This window comes from Methylocystis parvus, assembly GCF_049675845.1.
GTDB lineage: Bacteria > Pseudomonadota > Alphaproteobacteria > Rhizobiales > Beijerinckiaceae > Methylocystis > Methylocystis parvus_A.
This window is the reverse complement of sequence record NZ_CP187161.1, coordinates 322,625-337,921: the sequence shown is the minus strand read 5'-3', so window position 1 is coordinate 337,921 and position 15,297 is coordinate 322,625. Positions and strand designations below refer to the sequence as shown.

At 63.9% G+C, this 15,297-nt stretch carries 11 protein-coding genes; 7 read left to right on the top strand and 4 right to left on the bottom strand.

All coding sequences use genetic code 11. The features are described from left to right. Nucleotides 1-28: 28 nt before the first annotated feature. Nucleotides 29-949 (bottom strand): outer membrane protein, encoded by a 921-nt coding sequence (locus ACPFMJ_RS01840; RefSeq protein ID WP_424362178.1) that lies wholly within the window; start codon nucleotides 947-949, stop codon nucleotides 29-31. Nucleotides 950-1,311: 362 nt separating this feature from the next. Here ACPFMJ_RS01840 and ACPFMJ_RS01835 point away from each other — a divergent pair, with 362 nt between their 5' ends. Continuing rightward, the gene (locus tag ACPFMJ_RS01835; RefSeq protein WP_424362177.1) at nucleotides 1,312-1,671 is read left to right on the top strand and encodes a hypothetical protein; all 360 of its coding nucleotides are present in this window, start codon (nucleotides 1,312-1,314) and stop codon (nucleotides 1,669-1,671) included. 19 nt (nucleotides 1,672-1,690) lie between these two features. On the opposite strand, the gene ACPFMJ_RS01830 is transcribed toward ACPFMJ_RS01835, so the two are convergent. Next, nucleotides 1,691-3,139, bottom strand: a complete 1,449-nt coding sequence (locus ACPFMJ_RS01830) for an NAD-dependent succinate-semialdehyde dehydrogenase (RefSeq protein ID WP_424362176.1) — start codon at nucleotides 3,137-3,139, stop codon at nucleotides 1,691-1,693. A gap of 204 nt (nucleotides 3,140-3,343) precedes the next feature. On the opposite strand from ACPFMJ_RS01830, the gene ACPFMJ_RS01825 reads away from it, so the two are divergent. Continuing rightward, nucleotides 3,344-4,459 carry a glycosyltransferase family 4 protein gene (locus ACPFMJ_RS01825; protein ID WP_424362175.1) on the top strand — a complete coding sequence of 372 codons (1,116 nt, stop codon included), beginning with the start codon at nucleotides 3,344-3,346 and terminating at the stop codon, nucleotides 4,457-4,459. Further along, nucleotides 4,456-5,979: a glucosamine inositolphosphorylceramide transferase family protein gene (locus ACPFMJ_RS01820; RefSeq protein ID WP_424362174.1), complete on the top strand. Its 1,524-nt coding sequence runs from the start codon at nucleotides 4,456-4,458 to the stop codon at nucleotides 5,977-5,979. The genes ACPFMJ_RS01825 and ACPFMJ_RS01820 overlap by 4 nt, the downstream gene beginning before the upstream one ends. A 9-nt stretch (nucleotides 5,980-5,988) precedes the next feature. On the opposite strand, the gene ACPFMJ_RS01815 is transcribed toward ACPFMJ_RS01820, so the two are convergent. Both ACPFMJ_RS01815 and ACPFMJ_RS01810 read right to left on the bottom strand, forming a co-directional pair. Further along, entirely contained in the window at nucleotides 5,989-7,452 is a 1,464-nt protein-coding gene (locus tag ACPFMJ_RS01815; protein ID WP_424362173.1) for a lipopolysaccharide biosynthesis protein, read from the bottom strand. After that, the gene (locus ACPFMJ_RS01810) at nucleotides 7,449-8,420 is read right to left on the bottom strand and encodes a glycosyltransferase family 2 protein (RefSeq protein ID WP_424362172.1); all 972 of its coding nucleotides are present in this window, start codon (nucleotides 8,418-8,420) and stop codon (nucleotides 7,449-7,451) included. Before ACPFMJ_RS01810 ends, ACPFMJ_RS01815 begins: the two co-directional genes overlap by 4 nt. A 252-nt stretch (nucleotides 8,421-8,672) precedes the next feature. Between ACPFMJ_RS01810 and ACPFMJ_RS01805 the strand changes: the two genes are divergently transcribed. The 4 genes from ACPFMJ_RS01805 to ACPFMJ_RS01790 all read left to right on the top strand — a co-directional run bounded on the left by ACPFMJ_RS01805 (nucleotide 8,673) and on the right by ACPFMJ_RS01790 (nucleotide 15,294). Then, complete coding sequence (locus tag ACPFMJ_RS01805) at nucleotides 8,673-10,031, top strand: O-antigen ligase family protein (RefSeq protein WP_424362171.1); 1,359 nt, start codon at nucleotides 8,673-8,675, stop codon at nucleotides 10,029-10,031. Continuing rightward, nucleotides 10,028-11,032 (top strand): glycoside hydrolase family 5 protein, encoded by a 1,005-nt coding sequence (locus ACPFMJ_RS01800; protein ID WP_424362170.1) that lies wholly within the window; start codon nucleotides 10,028-10,030, stop codon nucleotides 11,030-11,032. The genes ACPFMJ_RS01805 and ACPFMJ_RS01800 overlap by 4 nt, the downstream gene beginning before the upstream one ends. A gap of 94 nt (nucleotides 11,033-11,126) precedes the next feature. Beyond that, the gene (locus tag ACPFMJ_RS01795; protein WP_424362169.1) at nucleotides 11,127-13,232 is read left to right on the top strand and encodes a GumC family protein; all 2,106 of its coding nucleotides are present in this window, start codon (nucleotides 11,127-11,129) and stop codon (nucleotides 13,230-13,232) included. Between the two features lie 160 nt (nucleotides 13,233-13,392). Next, nucleotides 13,393-15,294, top strand: a complete 1,902-nt coding sequence (locus ACPFMJ_RS01790; RefSeq protein ID WP_424362168.1) for an extracellular solute-binding protein — start codon at nucleotides 13,393-13,395, stop codon at nucleotides 15,292-15,294. Nucleotides 15,295-15,297 lie beyond the last annotated feature (3 nt).

Sequence of the window (15,297 nt, the reverse complement as noted above, 5' to 3'; positions counted from 1 at the left end):
TTCTTGCATTGCCCCAGTGTTGGCTGCGTCAGTATTTGGCCAGGATCGGCGCAGCGGCGCCCCAATTGAAGTGATAGTTCAGGCCAGCGCGAACGATGTTGCCGCTGAAGCGGGCCGACGAGGTCGCGAAAGACGTTCCGAAAATATCGAAGGGCGGCAGGAAGACCGTCCGAGCCACCATCGGGCTCAAGCCATAGGAGACGCTTCCGAGATCGTAATAGAGATACTCGACCTTGGCGCTCCAGTTGGGCCAGAACATCCATTCGACGCCGCCGCCGGCGGCCCAGCCCACGCGCGTGTCGGACAGCGCGCCCGCGCCGGCGCTCTGAAGGATGGTGCCGGCGAGGCCCGGAGGCGCGATGACGGCCTGGCCGATCGTCGTGCTGGCGTTCACGCCGCCATAGGCGAGACCGCCCGTGCCGTAGATCAGCAAAGTCGGCGTGGCGAGCCATCCCAGCCGGCCGCGCACCGTGCCGAGATAGTCGAGCGAGCGGGCGGTGTTCACGATGCTCCCGTAGGTGGCTCCAGTTGCGGAGTCGACCGCCGACACCGCGTAGGAACCATTCGCCTGGGAGGACGCCACGCCCTGGATGTCCGCCTCCACGCCCACGACGAACTGATTATAGACCTGCCAATTGTAGCCGATCTGGCCGCCGCCGATGAAGGCGGACGTTCCGGCAGGCGTCGCGCCGGTGGCGAGCCCGGCATAAGCGAAGGAGTTGGCCGGACATCCGAAGACGCCGGCGCTACAGGCGCCCGGATAGCCGACCGTGTTCACGGCGCTGCTGCCGGACCACGTGCCGCCCGCGTTCAGACCCACATAAAAGCCGGTCCACATCGGAGGCGGCGGCGGCGGGGGAAGCAGGGGAGCCTTCTGGGAGGGCAGATCCGCGGCGAATGCGGGTGCGGCGGCCAGCGCCAAAAAAGCAATGGTGGAGAGTTTTCTCATGTTCGCCTCATTTACCCGAACAGCGCGGACTAAGTATTTCTAGAACCTTATTTGGCCGCCCCCCTCACCAGTCAATGAAGTTTGTTTCGGAACAGGGCTTTCGCGCCCAGTTTATGGGCACGTGTTGCATTCCGATCACGGTTCAACTGTAGGGCCCAAGCATTCCAAGGCCAAGTTCACGCCATTAGCGTGAGCTTATTCTTTCCATGATTCCCGAAAGGGACTGGCCCGAACAGCCTTCCGGCCGTCTCAGGCGAGCATTCCGCTCCCATCATGTGCGCCAGCGCACCAACTTCCACGCTCCCAGGTTCTAAACCTCGTCTCGTTCGCAAGACGAACGCACCGACGAAGGGACCTGGACCATGAAACGCTTTGAAACCGCCCGCGCGACCGTCGCCCGCAAATTCGCCTCGCGCCCCGTGCGCGCCGCTCTCGCCGTGAAGATCGCCTTCGCGATCATGGCCGCCAATGTGAGCTTCGCCGCCGCCAAGGCCGTCTTCCACAAGACCGACGCCGCCGCCCCGATCGCCGCCACGACCGGCTCCAGCGTGAAGCCCTTCATCATCCCCGTGGAAGACAAGACCGAGATCGTTCCGGAAGCCGCCACGCAGACGACCGAAGTCGCGAGCCTCTCGGGCTGCCACGACGTCGTCACCCAGACGGACGATGGCTACGGCGTGCGCGGCACGGTGACCCGCACGGTCTGCCGCAAGGCCCTGTGAGGGCGAAAGCCCTCATTTCTCACATGCCGCCCAGACAGACGTATTTCAGCTCCAGATAATCGTCGATCCCATAGCGAGACCCCTCGCGCCCGAGGCCGGATTGTTTCACGCCGCCAAAGGGCGCGGCCTCCGAGGTGATAATGCTCTCATTGACCCCCACCATGCCGAATTCGAGCCGCTCCGCGACGCGGAAAATGCGCGCCACGTCGCCCGCATAGAAATAAGCCGCGAGTCCAAAAGGCGTCGCATTGGCGAGGCGAATGGCCTCCTCTTCCGTCTCGAAGGCGATGACGGGCGCCACAGGGCCGAATGTCTCCTCACGGAAGATCAGCGCGTCCGCCGGCACATTGGCGAGCACGGTCGGCTCGAAGAACAGCCCGCCCAGCGCGTGGCGCGCGCCGCCGGTGAGCACCCGGGCGCCATGTGCGACGGCGTCCGAGATATGGCGCTCGACTTTCTCGATCGCCGCCTCCTCGATCATGGGACCGACGGCGACGCTCTCATCGAGGCCCACGCCAACCTTCAAAGCGCCCGCCGCCTCCGCGAGCCTCTGCGAAAAAGCGTCCGCGATACTCTTCTGCACGAGAAAGCGGTTAGCGGAGATGCAGGTTTGACCGCAATTTCTGTATTTGGTGGCGATCGCCCCCTTCACCGCGCGGTCGAGATCAGCGTCGTCGAAGACGATGAGCGGCGCATTGCCGCCGAGCTCCATCGAACATTTCTGAACGTTCTCGGCCGCTTGCCGTAGAAGGATTTTCCCGACCTCCGTCGAGCCGGTGAAAGTCAGCTTGCGCACGATCCGATTGCTGGTGAGTTCCTGCCCGACCGGCGCGGGATCGAGCGCCGTCACGACATTGACGACGCCATCCGGCACGCCCGCGCGCTGGGCGAGCTCTGCGAGCGCCAGCGCCGAGAAGGGCGTGAGCTCCGCCGGCTTCACCACCATGGTGCAGCCCGCGCCGAGCGCCGCGGCGAGCTTGCGCGCCAGCATGGCCGAAGGAAAGTTCCACGGCGTGATCGCCGCCGTTACCCCGACCGCTTGCTTCATCACCAAAATGCGCCGGTCCATGAGACCCGGCACAATGTCGCCATAGACGCGGCGGCCCTCCTCCGCGAACCAGTCGATATAAGAGGCGCCATAGGCGATCTCGCCACGCGCCTCGAAGAGCGGCTTGCCCTGCTCCGCGGTGATGATGCGCGCGAGCCGCTCCTGCTCCGCCATGATGAGATCGAACCAGCGCCGCATGATCTGCGCGCGTTCCTTGGCGGGCCGGTCCCGCCAGAGCGGCAGCGCCTTCTCCGCCGCCTCGATGGCGCGGCGCGTCTCGGCGGCCCCCATATCGGGCGCGCTGCCGAGCGTCTCGCCGGTGGCCGGATTGGTGACGGCGAATGTCCCACCGTTGTCCGCCCCGACCCATGCGCCGCCGATAAAAGCGCGTTCGACGAGTGAGAGGTCTTTCACATCCATGGGCTGTAGCCTTGGCTATATCTCGGGCTCATGCCGAGAGATACAGGAAACTCGCGGCGGCTTTTCAAGCGAACTTACATCTTCGTGAACGATCAATGTTGCTTAACCCTGCCGCGCTTTGGCGCAGAACCCGCCATTGGCTTAGCCCTCGTTTAATCCTGGGACCTTATAAAACTCCAACCCAAATCACTCCCGAGCGCCCCCTTGAGCTCCACTCGTCAGAAAACCGTCGCCATCGTTCAAACTCAGGCGGAAAACGCCGGCGCGCAGGAGATTGCGCGCCAGCTCGCGCACGGCTTCGAAAAACGAGGCTGGCGCGTGCGGCAGATTTTTTTCTTCCGCCGCACTGAAAGCTTCGACAACGATCCCAACGTCTTTTTCTGCGCCAGGCAGCGGCCCTCCGTTCCGTTCGGCGTGATGAAAATGTTGCGCGCGCTTTATGTAGAGTTTCGGCGCGAAAAGCCCGACGCCGTGGTGATGCTTCAGCATTACGGAAATGTCATCGCGGCCCCGGTTGCGCGCGCCGCAGGGCGCTCCATCCTCGTCGCCAACCAGCTCACGTCATCGAAATTGATCCCCCGCCCGGTGGCGCTTCTCGACAAGATCATGGGAACGATCGGCTTCTACGACCACATCGTCGTCAATTCCACCCAAACGGAGGCGGAGTACGGCGATTATCCGCCGTCCTACGCAAGGCGCATCACCCGCATCGCTCACGGCTTCTTCGACAAGTCCGCGCCGCTCGGCAAGACGGAGGCGCGCCAGAGATTGGGCTTGCCCCAGGACGTCACGCTCCTCGGCTGCGCCGCGCGCTTGCATGCGATGAAGCAGGTCGATCTCGCAATCCGGATTCTCTCGGAGAACCGCGACCAGCATCTCGCGCTCGCCGGACAAGGAAAGGAGCGCGACGCGCTCGAAGCGCTGGCGATGGAGCTTGGCGTTAAAGACCGCGTCCATTTCCTCGGCGAGCTGGACACGGAAGGCGTCGGCGTCTTTCTTGCGGCGCTGGACTGCTTCGTCTTTCCAAGCGCGATGGAGACATTCGGCCTCGCCCCGGTCGAGGCCGCGCAAGCGGGCGCGCCCGTCGTCGCCAATGACATCGAGGTGCTGCGTGAGGTCCTCTCGGTCGCTGACGAGCCTTGCGCCCTCTTTGTCGATGCGCACGACACGGCGGCTTTCGCCAGCGCCGTCCGCCGCGTGCTTGGCGATCCGGAACTCAGCGCGAAGCTGACGGGCGTCGGGCGGCGTCTTGCCGAGCGATATCCTTTGGACGCGATGGTCGAAGATTATGTCCGCCTCATGGAAAGGCGGACGGCATGACATATCAGCGCATCGCCATCGCGGTATCTTCCACGCGCTTCATGCGCTGGCAGGATCGCCTTCGCGAGCGGCTCGCAACGCGCTGGCCCGACGCGATGATCGCCTTCCGTTTCGATCCGCGAGACGATGCGCAGCCGGGAGCGGTTAGCCAGCTACTGACGCTCGAGCGCATGCTGCTCCGGCGTGGCAAGCCCACCCTCTGCGACCGCGTCGACACCTCCGCTGCGAACGCCACGCTCGAGTCGGACGCCGACGTCGTCATCGACCTTATTGGCGATGTCTCCCCGGCGAGCGGCGCCCTGGTCCTTCGACCGCTTTACGACGGACACGAAACCGACCAAGCGGCTGTCGCCGCGATCCTCTCCGGCGCGACGCCCCTAGTGGCGGTCGAAAACGCCGCCACGGGCGCCTGCATCGTAGAGGGCGTTCCTTCATTCGAGGCCGCAGACGGACTGACCGGCGGTCTCGAAGCCGTCTATTCCCGAATCTGCGTCTTGATCGAGAAGGCGCTCGCCGCTCCCGAGACCACGCTCGTCGCGCCTTTTCCGATACAGCGGCAGCCACGCCATCCCGCTGCCTTTTTCGCGCGCAATTTCGCCTTTCAATGTGCGCGATGGCTTTATCATCTCTCCTGTCGTTCGCCGCATTGGCGCATTGGCTGGCGGTATGTGGACGGACCGGGCGTCATTGAAAGCGGCTCGCTATCGGGGCCGGAATGGCGCGTGATGCCCGACCAGGGCGGCGCCTTCTCAGCCGACCCCTTCCCGATCGAGTGGCGTGGACAAACGGGCGTCTTCTATGAACTGCTGGATTACCGCACGAATATCGGCGAGATTTTCTACCAGCCCTTCGATGCTTCCGGCCCGGTCGGCGCGCCGGTTTGCGCCCTCAAGGAACGCTGGCATCTCTCCTACCCGTTTCTGATCGAGGAAGCTGGCGAGCTTTACATGGTTCCGGAGGCGTCGAACTCCGGCGCGATCACGCTCTATCGCTGCGTCGCTTTTCCCGACAAATGGGAACCCGTCGCCAATCTCGTCGAGGGCGTCGAAGCGGCGGACGCGACGATCTTCCGCCATGGGGGCCGCTACTGGATGACATCGGTCGTTCGCGACGGCTATGGCGGCTATTCCGATACGCTCGCCATCCATCATGCGCCGAGTCTCTTCGGACCGTGGGAGCCGCATAGAAAATCGCCCGTCATCGTGGACGCGCGCCTGGCGCGACCGGCGGGAGCTGTGATGTCGCATAACGGCGCCCTGCTGCGTCCGGTGCAGGATTGTTCCCGCGGCTACGGCAAGGACCTCGCGATCATGCGCATCGATGCGCTCGACGCAGAAAACTTCGAACAGTCGCCAGTGAGCCACCTCTCACCCGGCGGACGCTGGCCGGGCGGCCGCCTGCATACGCTGAACCGCGCCGGGCGACTCGAATGCATCGACGGCGCGGTCTTCACGCCGAAATTCATGCCGATCCGCCGCGCGCTGCATGACCGGATCGACAGGCGGCTCGCGAGCGGGTAGTCGCGCGCGTTACGCTGCGCGGCCGCGCAGCATCTCCCGCGCCTCCTGCCAACGCTGAGCGACTTCCCGCGGGAAGCCGAGCAGCAGCGCCGCCGCGTAGATCACGCCGCCCAGCGCAATGAGCGCCGTCAGCAGCGGCCAGCCGGTCAAGGGCGCGAGCGCGTTGGATTGCAGGAACCATGCGACGGCCACGCCCATAGCGCCAGCGGCGAGAAGCGCCGGACGCATGGCGCGCCAGGTCGTCTCGTAGGAAATGCCGACGCTCTCGCGCATCATCCAGAGGCTCACGCCGGTCATCGCCGTGGCGCGCACCACCTGCGCCCAGGCGACCGCCATGACGCCCAGCGGGCTCATCGTGGCGGTGAGCAGAATGCTGATCACGACATGGATCATGCTCTGCAAGGTCAGCCGCCGCGTATTGTTCGTCGCGGTCATCATGGGCACGAAGAACGGATTGGGCGTGCCCGCAATGGCGATCAGGCTCAGCGCCTGAACCAGCGGCGCCGACGGCGCCCATTGCTCGCCGAAGACGAGCGGGATCGCCAAAGGCGCGATGGCCGAAAGGCCGAAGAACACCGGGAAGATGGTGATCGCCGCGATCTCGACCATGCGAGCATAGGCCGAAACGAGACGCCCATGATCGTCGCGCACGCGGCTGAAGGTCACGAGCGAGACATTGGCGAGCGGATCGACGCAGACATGCAGCACGAGTTCGAAGCAGCGCCATGCCGTGCGCAGATAGCCGAGCATGGTCGGTCCGAGGAACAGGCCCACCAGCAGATCCATCAGTTTGGAATTCAGCATGAGCACCAGATTGGCGCTCGTCACTTCGAGCCCCATGCGCAGGAGCTGCCGAAGCTCGCGCGCGAAGGTCAAGGACGGCGCTCCGGGCCGCCAACTCTCCTGGCGCCACATCAGCGCGCACTGCACGACGACCGAGGCGAGCTTCTGGAACACGAGCGCGAGGACGCCGTAACCCTGGAAGGCGGCGATGACGCCGACGACGCCGCCTGTCGTCACCCCCCAAAGGGTGCTGCGAGCGATGGCGTCATGGCCAAATTCGCGCTGGAGGCGTGCTTCCGGCACGGCCGATGCGTTCAACAGAAGGCATACGGGCGACAGCCAGCGTAGTGCGTCCGCGAGTTCAGGATGCCCGAAAGCGTTGGCGAGGCCGAAAGCGCCGACGTAAAGCGCGAGAGACGCAGACAGGCCGACGAGTTGCAGGAACCAGAAGATCTGGTTTTGCAACTCGTCAGATACGCGCTCGCGCTGCACGCTCGCCTCGACCAGCCCTCCGCGTCCCAGCACGGCGAAAGTGTCGACGAAAACCAGCGCCAGCGCCATCAGGCCAAAGGCCGACGGCTCCAGAAGGCGCGCCGTATAGACGAAGAAAAGGAAATTGAGGATCTGCTGCCCGAGATTGGAGGCGAGATTCCACAGGCTGCTCTTGGCGGTAAGACGCGCGACGCTCACGTTGGGACGAACCTTTGATCTGGAAGCATGGCGCGCAGGCGCCAGCGTATGCCGCGGAGGATCATGACCACGATGAAAGGATGCTGCAGCAATGTCGCGAGCATCCGAAGATATTGCTTCCGCCGCCGCTGGTCCTTGAAGACCGTCGCCGACTTGTACTCCTCGATGAAGAAGGCGCGAGTGCGGATCGCCGCCTTCTCGGTCTCCGACAACCGGGCTTCATACCGGTCCATGATCGAATTGCTGCCGATGAGAAGCAAATCGTAATTCGTCAGAGTGCGCGACGACGCGGATTTGTTTCCGTCAACCTCGCTCACCGTCAGCGTATAGACGTAGTAGGGCTCGGGAATGCGCCAGGCTTGCGCGCCGAGCGCCAGAAGCTCGGCGAAGAATACGAAATCCTCGCCATAGCGAAACGACCGATATTGGATCCCCGCCTGCGCAAGAAAGGATTTGCGGAAGATCGGCTTCAGCGTCCCGAGGTCAAAGCCGCTCGCCGAGAGGCTCTTGAGATAGAATTCCGTGAGGGAGATCTTTTTCGGCCCGCCGCTCCTCGGCAGTCCCGAACGCACGATCGCGCCGAGAGACGGGTCTCTCAGCCATTGATTATCCGCCAACATGTCGGCGCCAAGCCGCTCGGCGGCGGCGATCATGCTGCTCAGCCGCTCGGGGAGATAAACGTCGTCGGCGTCGAGCAGCGCGATCCAATCCCCGCGCGCCACCGCAAATCCAGCGTTTCGCGCGGCGCTTGGGCCGCCATTCTGCGCCTGCTTAAGGACTCGGACGCGAGTGTCGACCTCAGCGAAACGTTCAGCGACCGCGACGGTGTCATCGGTCGAGGCGTCGTCGACGATGATCGCCTCCCAGGCCGTCAGCGTCTGCGCCTGCAAGGAAGCGACCGCATTCGCGAGAAAACCCGCCGCGTTGTAGGCGGGGATCACCACGCTGACGATAACCTTGTCGGACATCGAAGCTCCTCAGAACGCCCGATAGACGGCATTTTCCGAAAATACGGAGATACTCGACCTCAACCGTCCCCGCCACGAAGATACGGCATGATGGTTATCGCTTCGGTAGCCGGAAAAAGCGGGTCGGAGCCGCGCGTCTCTCCGGCGGCGCGGCGACCGGAGATTTTTACCGAAAATTAGCTTAAGCGACCGAAAATGCGCCTCTGCGCTACCCCCTCGGCGAGCACGCCCAGCGCAGACACGGCCAAGTGAATGCAACGCAGTATGAAAGCGCTCGCGCTCGAGGAGCCGCCTTCGAGACGCGCCCTTCTGGCCGAGGAGTCGCGCGCCTTCGCGTCCTATTGGGCGATGCTCGCGATCAGAGCGTCGCTCTTCGCCATCGCAGTTCTTCTCAACGGGGATTTTCATCCCCAGCTGGTGCCGGGTGGCGAAGGATCCGCCGTCCAGCAATATCTCGGCCTGCTCGCCTGGCTCGTCATCATTGGGGCAAGCTATTTCGCGCCGCAGCGGCTGGTGGTCGAATGGACCGTCGGCCTCTATGTCAACCTTGCTTTCTACGGGCTTGCTCTTCTCTCCTTTCTCTGGTCGCAGAACGTCGCGGCCAGCGCGCCGAAATGCGTTGCGCTGCTCATTGTGTTGTGGGGCTCATGGCGTCTGACGCTGATGCTCGACTGGGAAGAGATCGTCGCCCGCACCCATGACGGGCTGTTCCTGGTCGGCGTCGCCTCTTGCATCGTTTCGCTCGCCTTTCCCAGCATCGGCCTACAGGACACATGGCAACATGCCGGGCAATGGAACGGCGTCTTCATCTCCAAGCAAACGCTCGGCGTCGTCGGCGCGGTGCAATTGTTTCAGGCGAGCTACCTTATGATGAATGGCGCGCGCAGCCCCTATTACTGGCTGTCTGCGCTCGTCGCCGTCATTTGCGTGGTCGCGTCAGGCTCGCGCGGCGGCGGCGCGCTCGCTGTTGCGGCCCTCGTTTCGCTTTACATCATGCGGCTCTCGCCCGGCTTCGCGCGAATGATGGCCTATGTCCCATTTTTGATGGGGCTCGTCGCGGCGGCGCTGATCGCCGATCTTCTTTACACCCAGAACCGCTATCTCGTTATATATGGGGTCGCTTTGGACTTCACGGAGCGCACTTTCATCTGGCAACACGCCCTGCGCTACATATGGATGCATCCATGGCTGGGTTACGGGCTGAACGGTTTCTGGACGCTCGATTGGGTGAAAGCGCTGTATCTTGAGCGCTATTCCTGGTTTCTCGACAATTACCACAGCGGCTATATCAACATTCTCGTCGAGACGGGCTTCGTCGGCTACGGTCTCTTCCTGCTCAGCTATCTGTTCTTCGGCCTTCGGGCGAACGACATCGCGCGAGCGCGCTACTATCCCGAGCGTTACACATCCTTCGGGCTGGCCTTCACCTTCCTGCTGTTCCTCATCGATTTCACGGAAACCTTCTTTCTGCGGTCGACGAATTTCAGGACAACGATGCTCACCATGATCCTGGCGATGACCTTCGCAAGACCCGCCTCCCCCGTGCATGACGCGCAAGAAAGCGCGCCGCCTGCTTCCAGTTCGCGTCGCCTGCGCAGGAGCGCGAGGTGAGGATACGCCCGTCGCGCGCGCTCATCCCGGCCGCTCTCTTCGCCGCCAGCCTGGCGAGCGCAGCCTGCGCGGAAGAGGCCGGCGAAAGCCTGATCCGCCATCTGCGCCGTGGCGTGAACATTTTGGGCTATGACGGCCTCTGGAAGGGTGAAGTCGACAATCCCTTCCGGCTGGGCGTGGACATGAAACGGATACGCGACGCCGGCTTCGACCATGTGCGCGTCAATTTCTTCGGCCTGCAACATGCCGGTCGCAACGGAAAACTCGACGAAAAGGTTCTGCGCCGGCTCGACGGCGTGCTCGACCAGGCGGCGGCGGAGGGGCTATGGGTCGTTCTCGACCAGCATGACAGCGACAGTTGTGACAGCGAGCCGGAAAGCTGCAAGGGCAGGCTCGCCTCCTTCTGGCGGCAGATCGCGCAGAGATATGCGGGATCGAAGCATTCGGTTGCGTTCGAAATCCTCAACGAGCCCGGCTGGCGGATGGAATATGGAGGATGGAACGCGGTCGTTTCCGCCGCGCTCTCCGAAATAAGGAGAGTCGATCCAACGCGAATTGTCGTTGTCGCCGCTCTCAATAATGGCGCGCCCGAAGCGGTCACGAAGCTGCAATTGCCTGACAACGACAGGAGGCTCGTCGTCACCGTCCACTATTACAACCCCATGCGGTTCACGCATCAGGGCGCGCCATGGAGCGCGGATTATCGGGACGTTCACGGCGTCGCCTGGGGCGCTCCAGCGTCGCGCGAGAAGGTCGTGAACGATCTTCGCCCGGTCGCCGACTGGGCCCGACAGACCGGCCGGCCGATCTATCTCGGCGAATTCGGCGTCATCGACTCGGCCCCGCCCCTCTCCCGCGCGGCCTGGACGCGGCATCTGGCGCGGACCGCCGAGTCCTTCGGCTGGGGATGGGCCTATTGGCAGTTCGACCATGATTTCGCCTTGACCGACGAGATCACGCGCGAATGGAAACAGCCCCTGCTCGACGCGCTCATGAAGTGAGGCGGTAAGAGAGGGTTAAGGTTAAACAATTACGTTGCGGCTCGGGCGTGAGAGTTCAGCGGGCCGGCCCGCCCCAGTGACCGTGAGATTCCGCTTGTATCCCACCGCGCGATACGATCAGCCGGCGCAGAACCCGCTTTTTGGCGCGCCGCCCTCGCCATTGAGCCTGCTGAAGCGCTTTGCGCTGTTCTTGCGGCGCAATGCGCTGCTAATCTCGGCTGTGGGCGCCGGTGTCGCCGGAGCGGCCTTCCTCGTCGGCAATTTCACCCTGCGCCAGTATCATGCGACCGCCGTGCTGATGGTCGATCCGCGCGCCGCACGCGTGACTCAGAATTCGGGCGTGCTGGCGAATATCGGCTCCGACTTCAACGCCATCGAGAGCATCGTTCAGATCGCCAAATCCGAGACTTTTCTCGGTTCGGTGGTCGATCAGCTCGAACTCACCCACGACCCTGTCTTCGCCGGCAAAGGCGCGACCGAGGATCAGGTGAGGCAGTCGACCATCGATAACCTCTCTAGCCGGCTGAGCATCGCCCGGCGCGGGACGACCTATGTCATCGACGTCACCGTGAAGGCGCCGTCCGCCGAAGAGGCCGCGAAAGTGGCGAATGGAACGGCTAGAAAAATTCTGGAAGATCAGTCGAACCTGCGCTCTGGCCTCAGCGCGAAGACCGCCGCGACGATCGAGGGCCGCCTGTCGGAACTTCGAGAGCGTGTCAGCAAGGCTGAAGAAGCGGCGGCCGACCTCAAGGCGAAAATGAAAGTCACCGACGCGGGACAGGGAAGCACGCTGCTCGAACGCCGCGTTTACGAGCTCAACCAACAACTCGTGCTCGCCGGCGCCCGGACCGCCGAGGCCCGCGCCCGTTACGAGCTGCTGCGCAAGGCCGGCCCGAGCGCGGGAAACAACCTGCCGCAGGCGGCGCAGTCCCCCATCTTCAGTTCGCTGCGCGCCGAATATGCGCGCCTGTCGCGCCAATCGGCCGATCAGTCGACGGTGCTCGGCCCCAAGCATCCGGAAGTGGTCAGCCTCAACGCACAGATCAGCGACATCCGCCGCCAACTCACCGCCGAGATCGGCCGCATGACGTCCACCGCGCGCGCCGAATATCAGGAGGCAGAAGGACGCGAAGCCGATCTCGCGCGTCAGCTCAAGGAGGCCCAGACCGAGAGCGGCGAGCTTGGTCCGCAGATGGTGAAGCTCGCGGAACTCGAACGCGAAGCCAAGGCGGAGCGCGCCGTCTATGAGCAGTTGCTGAACCGCCAGCGCGAGCTTCGCCAGGTAAAAGACCTCGAGCCGAGCGACATCCGCATCGTCTCGCCGGCCGCGACGCCTCCCAAGCCCCTGCCCGGCCGTATCGTCATTCTCGCGGTGAGCGCTCTTATCGGTCTGCTCGCGGGAACGGCAGCCGCAGCCATTCGCGAATGGCGCGGCAAGACCTTGAAGACCGCGCTGCAGGCGGAACGGCTCGGCGGCGTTCAGGTTTTTGGCTTCCTGCCGACCATGCCCCGTCAAGGAGAAGATACGGATGCCGCCCAGGTGGTCCCGGACCTCACGCCCTGGCTCGCGGAACTCTGCGCCGAAATCACGCCCGAGGCGAATGACGCCGAAAGCGTCGTCATCCTCGTTTCCTCGTCGCATCGCGGCGAAGGCCGCTCGACTATCGCCGTGAATCTCGCGGCCTATCTGTCGGAAGGCGGCGACCGCGTGCTGCTGATCGAAGCCGATCGCGCCGCCCATGTGACGAAGCCGCCCTACGGCCTGCTCGACGTTCTCGAGTCCGGCGAAGACCTCAAGCGCGCGCTTGTGGAGCAGGCGGCTGACGGCTACACGCTCCTGCCCTATGGCGGCCGCACCCTGACGCGCCAAAGCTCGATCGGCGGGCTGATGAGCGGCATGACGCTCCGCGCGACGCTCAAACTGGCGCGCAAATGGTTCGACGTCATCGTGATCGACGGCCCGCCGGCGCTCGAGGCGCCGCACGCGCGCTTCCTTGCCGCGCAAGCGGATTACACGGTCTTCCTCGTGGAGTGGGACAAGACCAGCGCCGACGACGCCGACGCGGCGCTCGACCGCCTCGACGTGGGCGCAACGGCGGTGCTCTACAACAAGACCGACGCGGCGCGCCTTAGTCTCTACGACCCCGAACAGTCGCGGCAAATGACGCTCTACGCCGAGGACATGGCCGAGGCGGCGTGAGCGTAACCATTCATGCAGGCGCTCGCCAGCATGCCCCTGGCGGCGCGCCTGCCCCTCAGGCAGCATGGATAGACACTGGCGAGCCCGCCAAAAACCGACATAATCTGGGTAGAATCAGAGCGCGCGCGATGCGCCGTCCCCCTCCCTCCCCGAGGTCGTTTTGGCTGACTTTCCCTTCGCCTACCCGTTCTCCCGCCGCCGCCTGATCCGAGCCGGCGCCCTAGGGGCGGCTGCAGCTTTCGCGCCACGGGCCTTCGCCAAAGGCGGCGTGAAGACCGCTGAAGCGACGCCGGCGCCCGCCCCCGGCGAGGTCGAGAGCCATGGTCTATCGACCTTCGGCGACCTCGCCGAGCCCGCCGATTTCAAGCAATTCGGCTATGTGAACGCCAACGCGCCCAAGGGCGGAACGCTCGCGCTCTCCCCGCCGAGCCCGACCTACGACACTTTCAACGCCTACGTCCTGCGCGGCAATCCGGCGACGGGCATGTCGCTCGTCTTCGACAGCCTGATGACCCAGAGCCTCGACGAGCGCGACGCCTATTACGGGCTCGTCGCCAAGAAGGTGCGGATCTCGCCGGACAAGCTCACCTACACCTTCCTGCTGCGCAAGGAAGCGCGCTTCCAAGACGGCTCGCCGCTCACGGCGCATGACGCCGCCTTCTCGCTCAACATCCTCAAGGAAAAGGGGCATCCGGTCATCAGCCAAATGCTGCGCGACGTCGAAAGCGCGACGGCGCAAGCCGACGACATTCTGGTGGTGAATTTCGCGCCCGGCCGCACGCGCGACCTGCCGCTCAACGTCGCGAACCAGCCCATCTTCTCGAAGGCCTATTACAAGGACAAGGACTTCGAGGCGACGACGCTGGAGCCGCCGCTCGGTTCCGGCGCCTACAAGGTCGGCCAGTTCGACCAAGGGCGTTTCATCGCCTTCAACCGCGTGCCGGACTATTGGGCGAAGGATCTGCCCATCGCCGTCGGCCAGAACAATTTCGACACGATCCGCTTCGAATATTTTGGCGACAGTCAGGTGGCGTTCGAGGCCTTCAAGGCCGGCGCTTTCACCGAGCGCGAAGAGAACATCGCGCGCGTCTGGGCGACGGGCTACGACTTCCCCGCCTTCAAGGACGGGCGCGTGAAGCGCACGACCATGCCCAGCAACAACATTCCGAACATTCAGGGTTGGATGTTCAACACGCGCCGCAAGAAATTCGCGGACCCGCGCGTGCGCGAGGCGATCGGCTACGCCTTCGATTACGAATGGACGAGCCGCAACCTGATGTACGACGCCTATAAGCGCATCTCGTCCTACTTCGAGAATTCGGAGCTTGCCGCGAAGGGCCTGCCGAGCGAAGCCGAGAAGGTCTTGCTGGAACCCTATCGCGATCAGTTGCCAGCCGAAGTCTTCGGCGAACCCTTCATGTCGCCGGTCTCGGACGGGTCAGGGCAGGACCGCGCCTTGCTGAAAAAGGCGGCCGATCTCTTCGCCGCCGCCGGCTGCACGCGCAAGGACGGCGTCCTGCTCCTGCCCGACGGGGCGCCGCTCGAATTCGAGTTCCTCGACAATTCGAACGTCTTCGAACGTCACACGCAGCCCTTCATCAAGAACCTCAAGCTCCTTGGCGTGACCGCGAAAATCCGCATCGTCGACGCCGCTCAGTACAAAAAGAGGCTTGAGGATTTCGACTTCGACATCGTTCACGACGTGATGCTGATGTCCTGGAATCCGGGTGAGGAGTTGCGCGCCTATTTCAGCTCCAAGACGGCGAATGTGAACGGCGCGCGCAATCTCGCGGGGGTTTCCAACCCCGCCGTGGACGCGCTGGTCGACAAGGCCTTGCAGGCCCAAACGCGCGAAGACCTCGTCGCCTGCTGCCGCGCGCTCGACCGCGCGCTGCGCTCGCAGCGCTACTGGATCCCGCACTGGTATAATCCGGTCCATCGCCTCGCCTATTGGGACCTCTTCGGCAAGCCCGAGCGCGCGCCGAAATTCGACACGGGCGTCATCTCGACCTGGTGGTGGGACGACGAGAAGGCGAAAAAGATCAACTTCAACGGACGCTGACCG

What these genes read in the sequence shown, in the direction of transcription:
- ACPFMJ_RS01830 (WP_424362176.1), bottom strand. Translation starts at nt 3,139, where the DNA reads ATGGATGTGAAAGACCTCTCACTCGTCGAACGCGCTTTTATCGGCGGC.
- ACPFMJ_RS01840 (WP_424362178.1), bottom strand. Translation starts at nt 949, where the DNA reads ATGAGAAAACTCTCCACCATTGCTTTTTTGGCGCTGGCCGCCGCACCC.
- ACPFMJ_RS01835 (WP_424362177.1), top strand. Translation starts at nt 1,312, where the DNA reads ATGAAACGCTTTGAAACCGCCCGCGCGACCGTCGCCCGCAAATTCGCC.
- ACPFMJ_RS01810 (WP_424362172.1), bottom strand. Translation starts at nt 8,420, where the DNA reads ATGTCCGACAAGGTTATCGTCAGCGTGGTGATCCCCGCCTACAACGCG.
- ACPFMJ_RS01805 (WP_424362171.1), top strand. Translation starts at nt 8,673, where the DNA reads ATGCAACGCAGTATGAAAGCGCTCGCGCTCGAGGAGCCGCCTTCGAGA.
- ACPFMJ_RS01820 (WP_424362174.1), top strand. Translation starts at nt 4,456, where the DNA reads ATGACATATCAGCGCATCGCCATCGCGGTATCTTCCACGCGCTTCATG.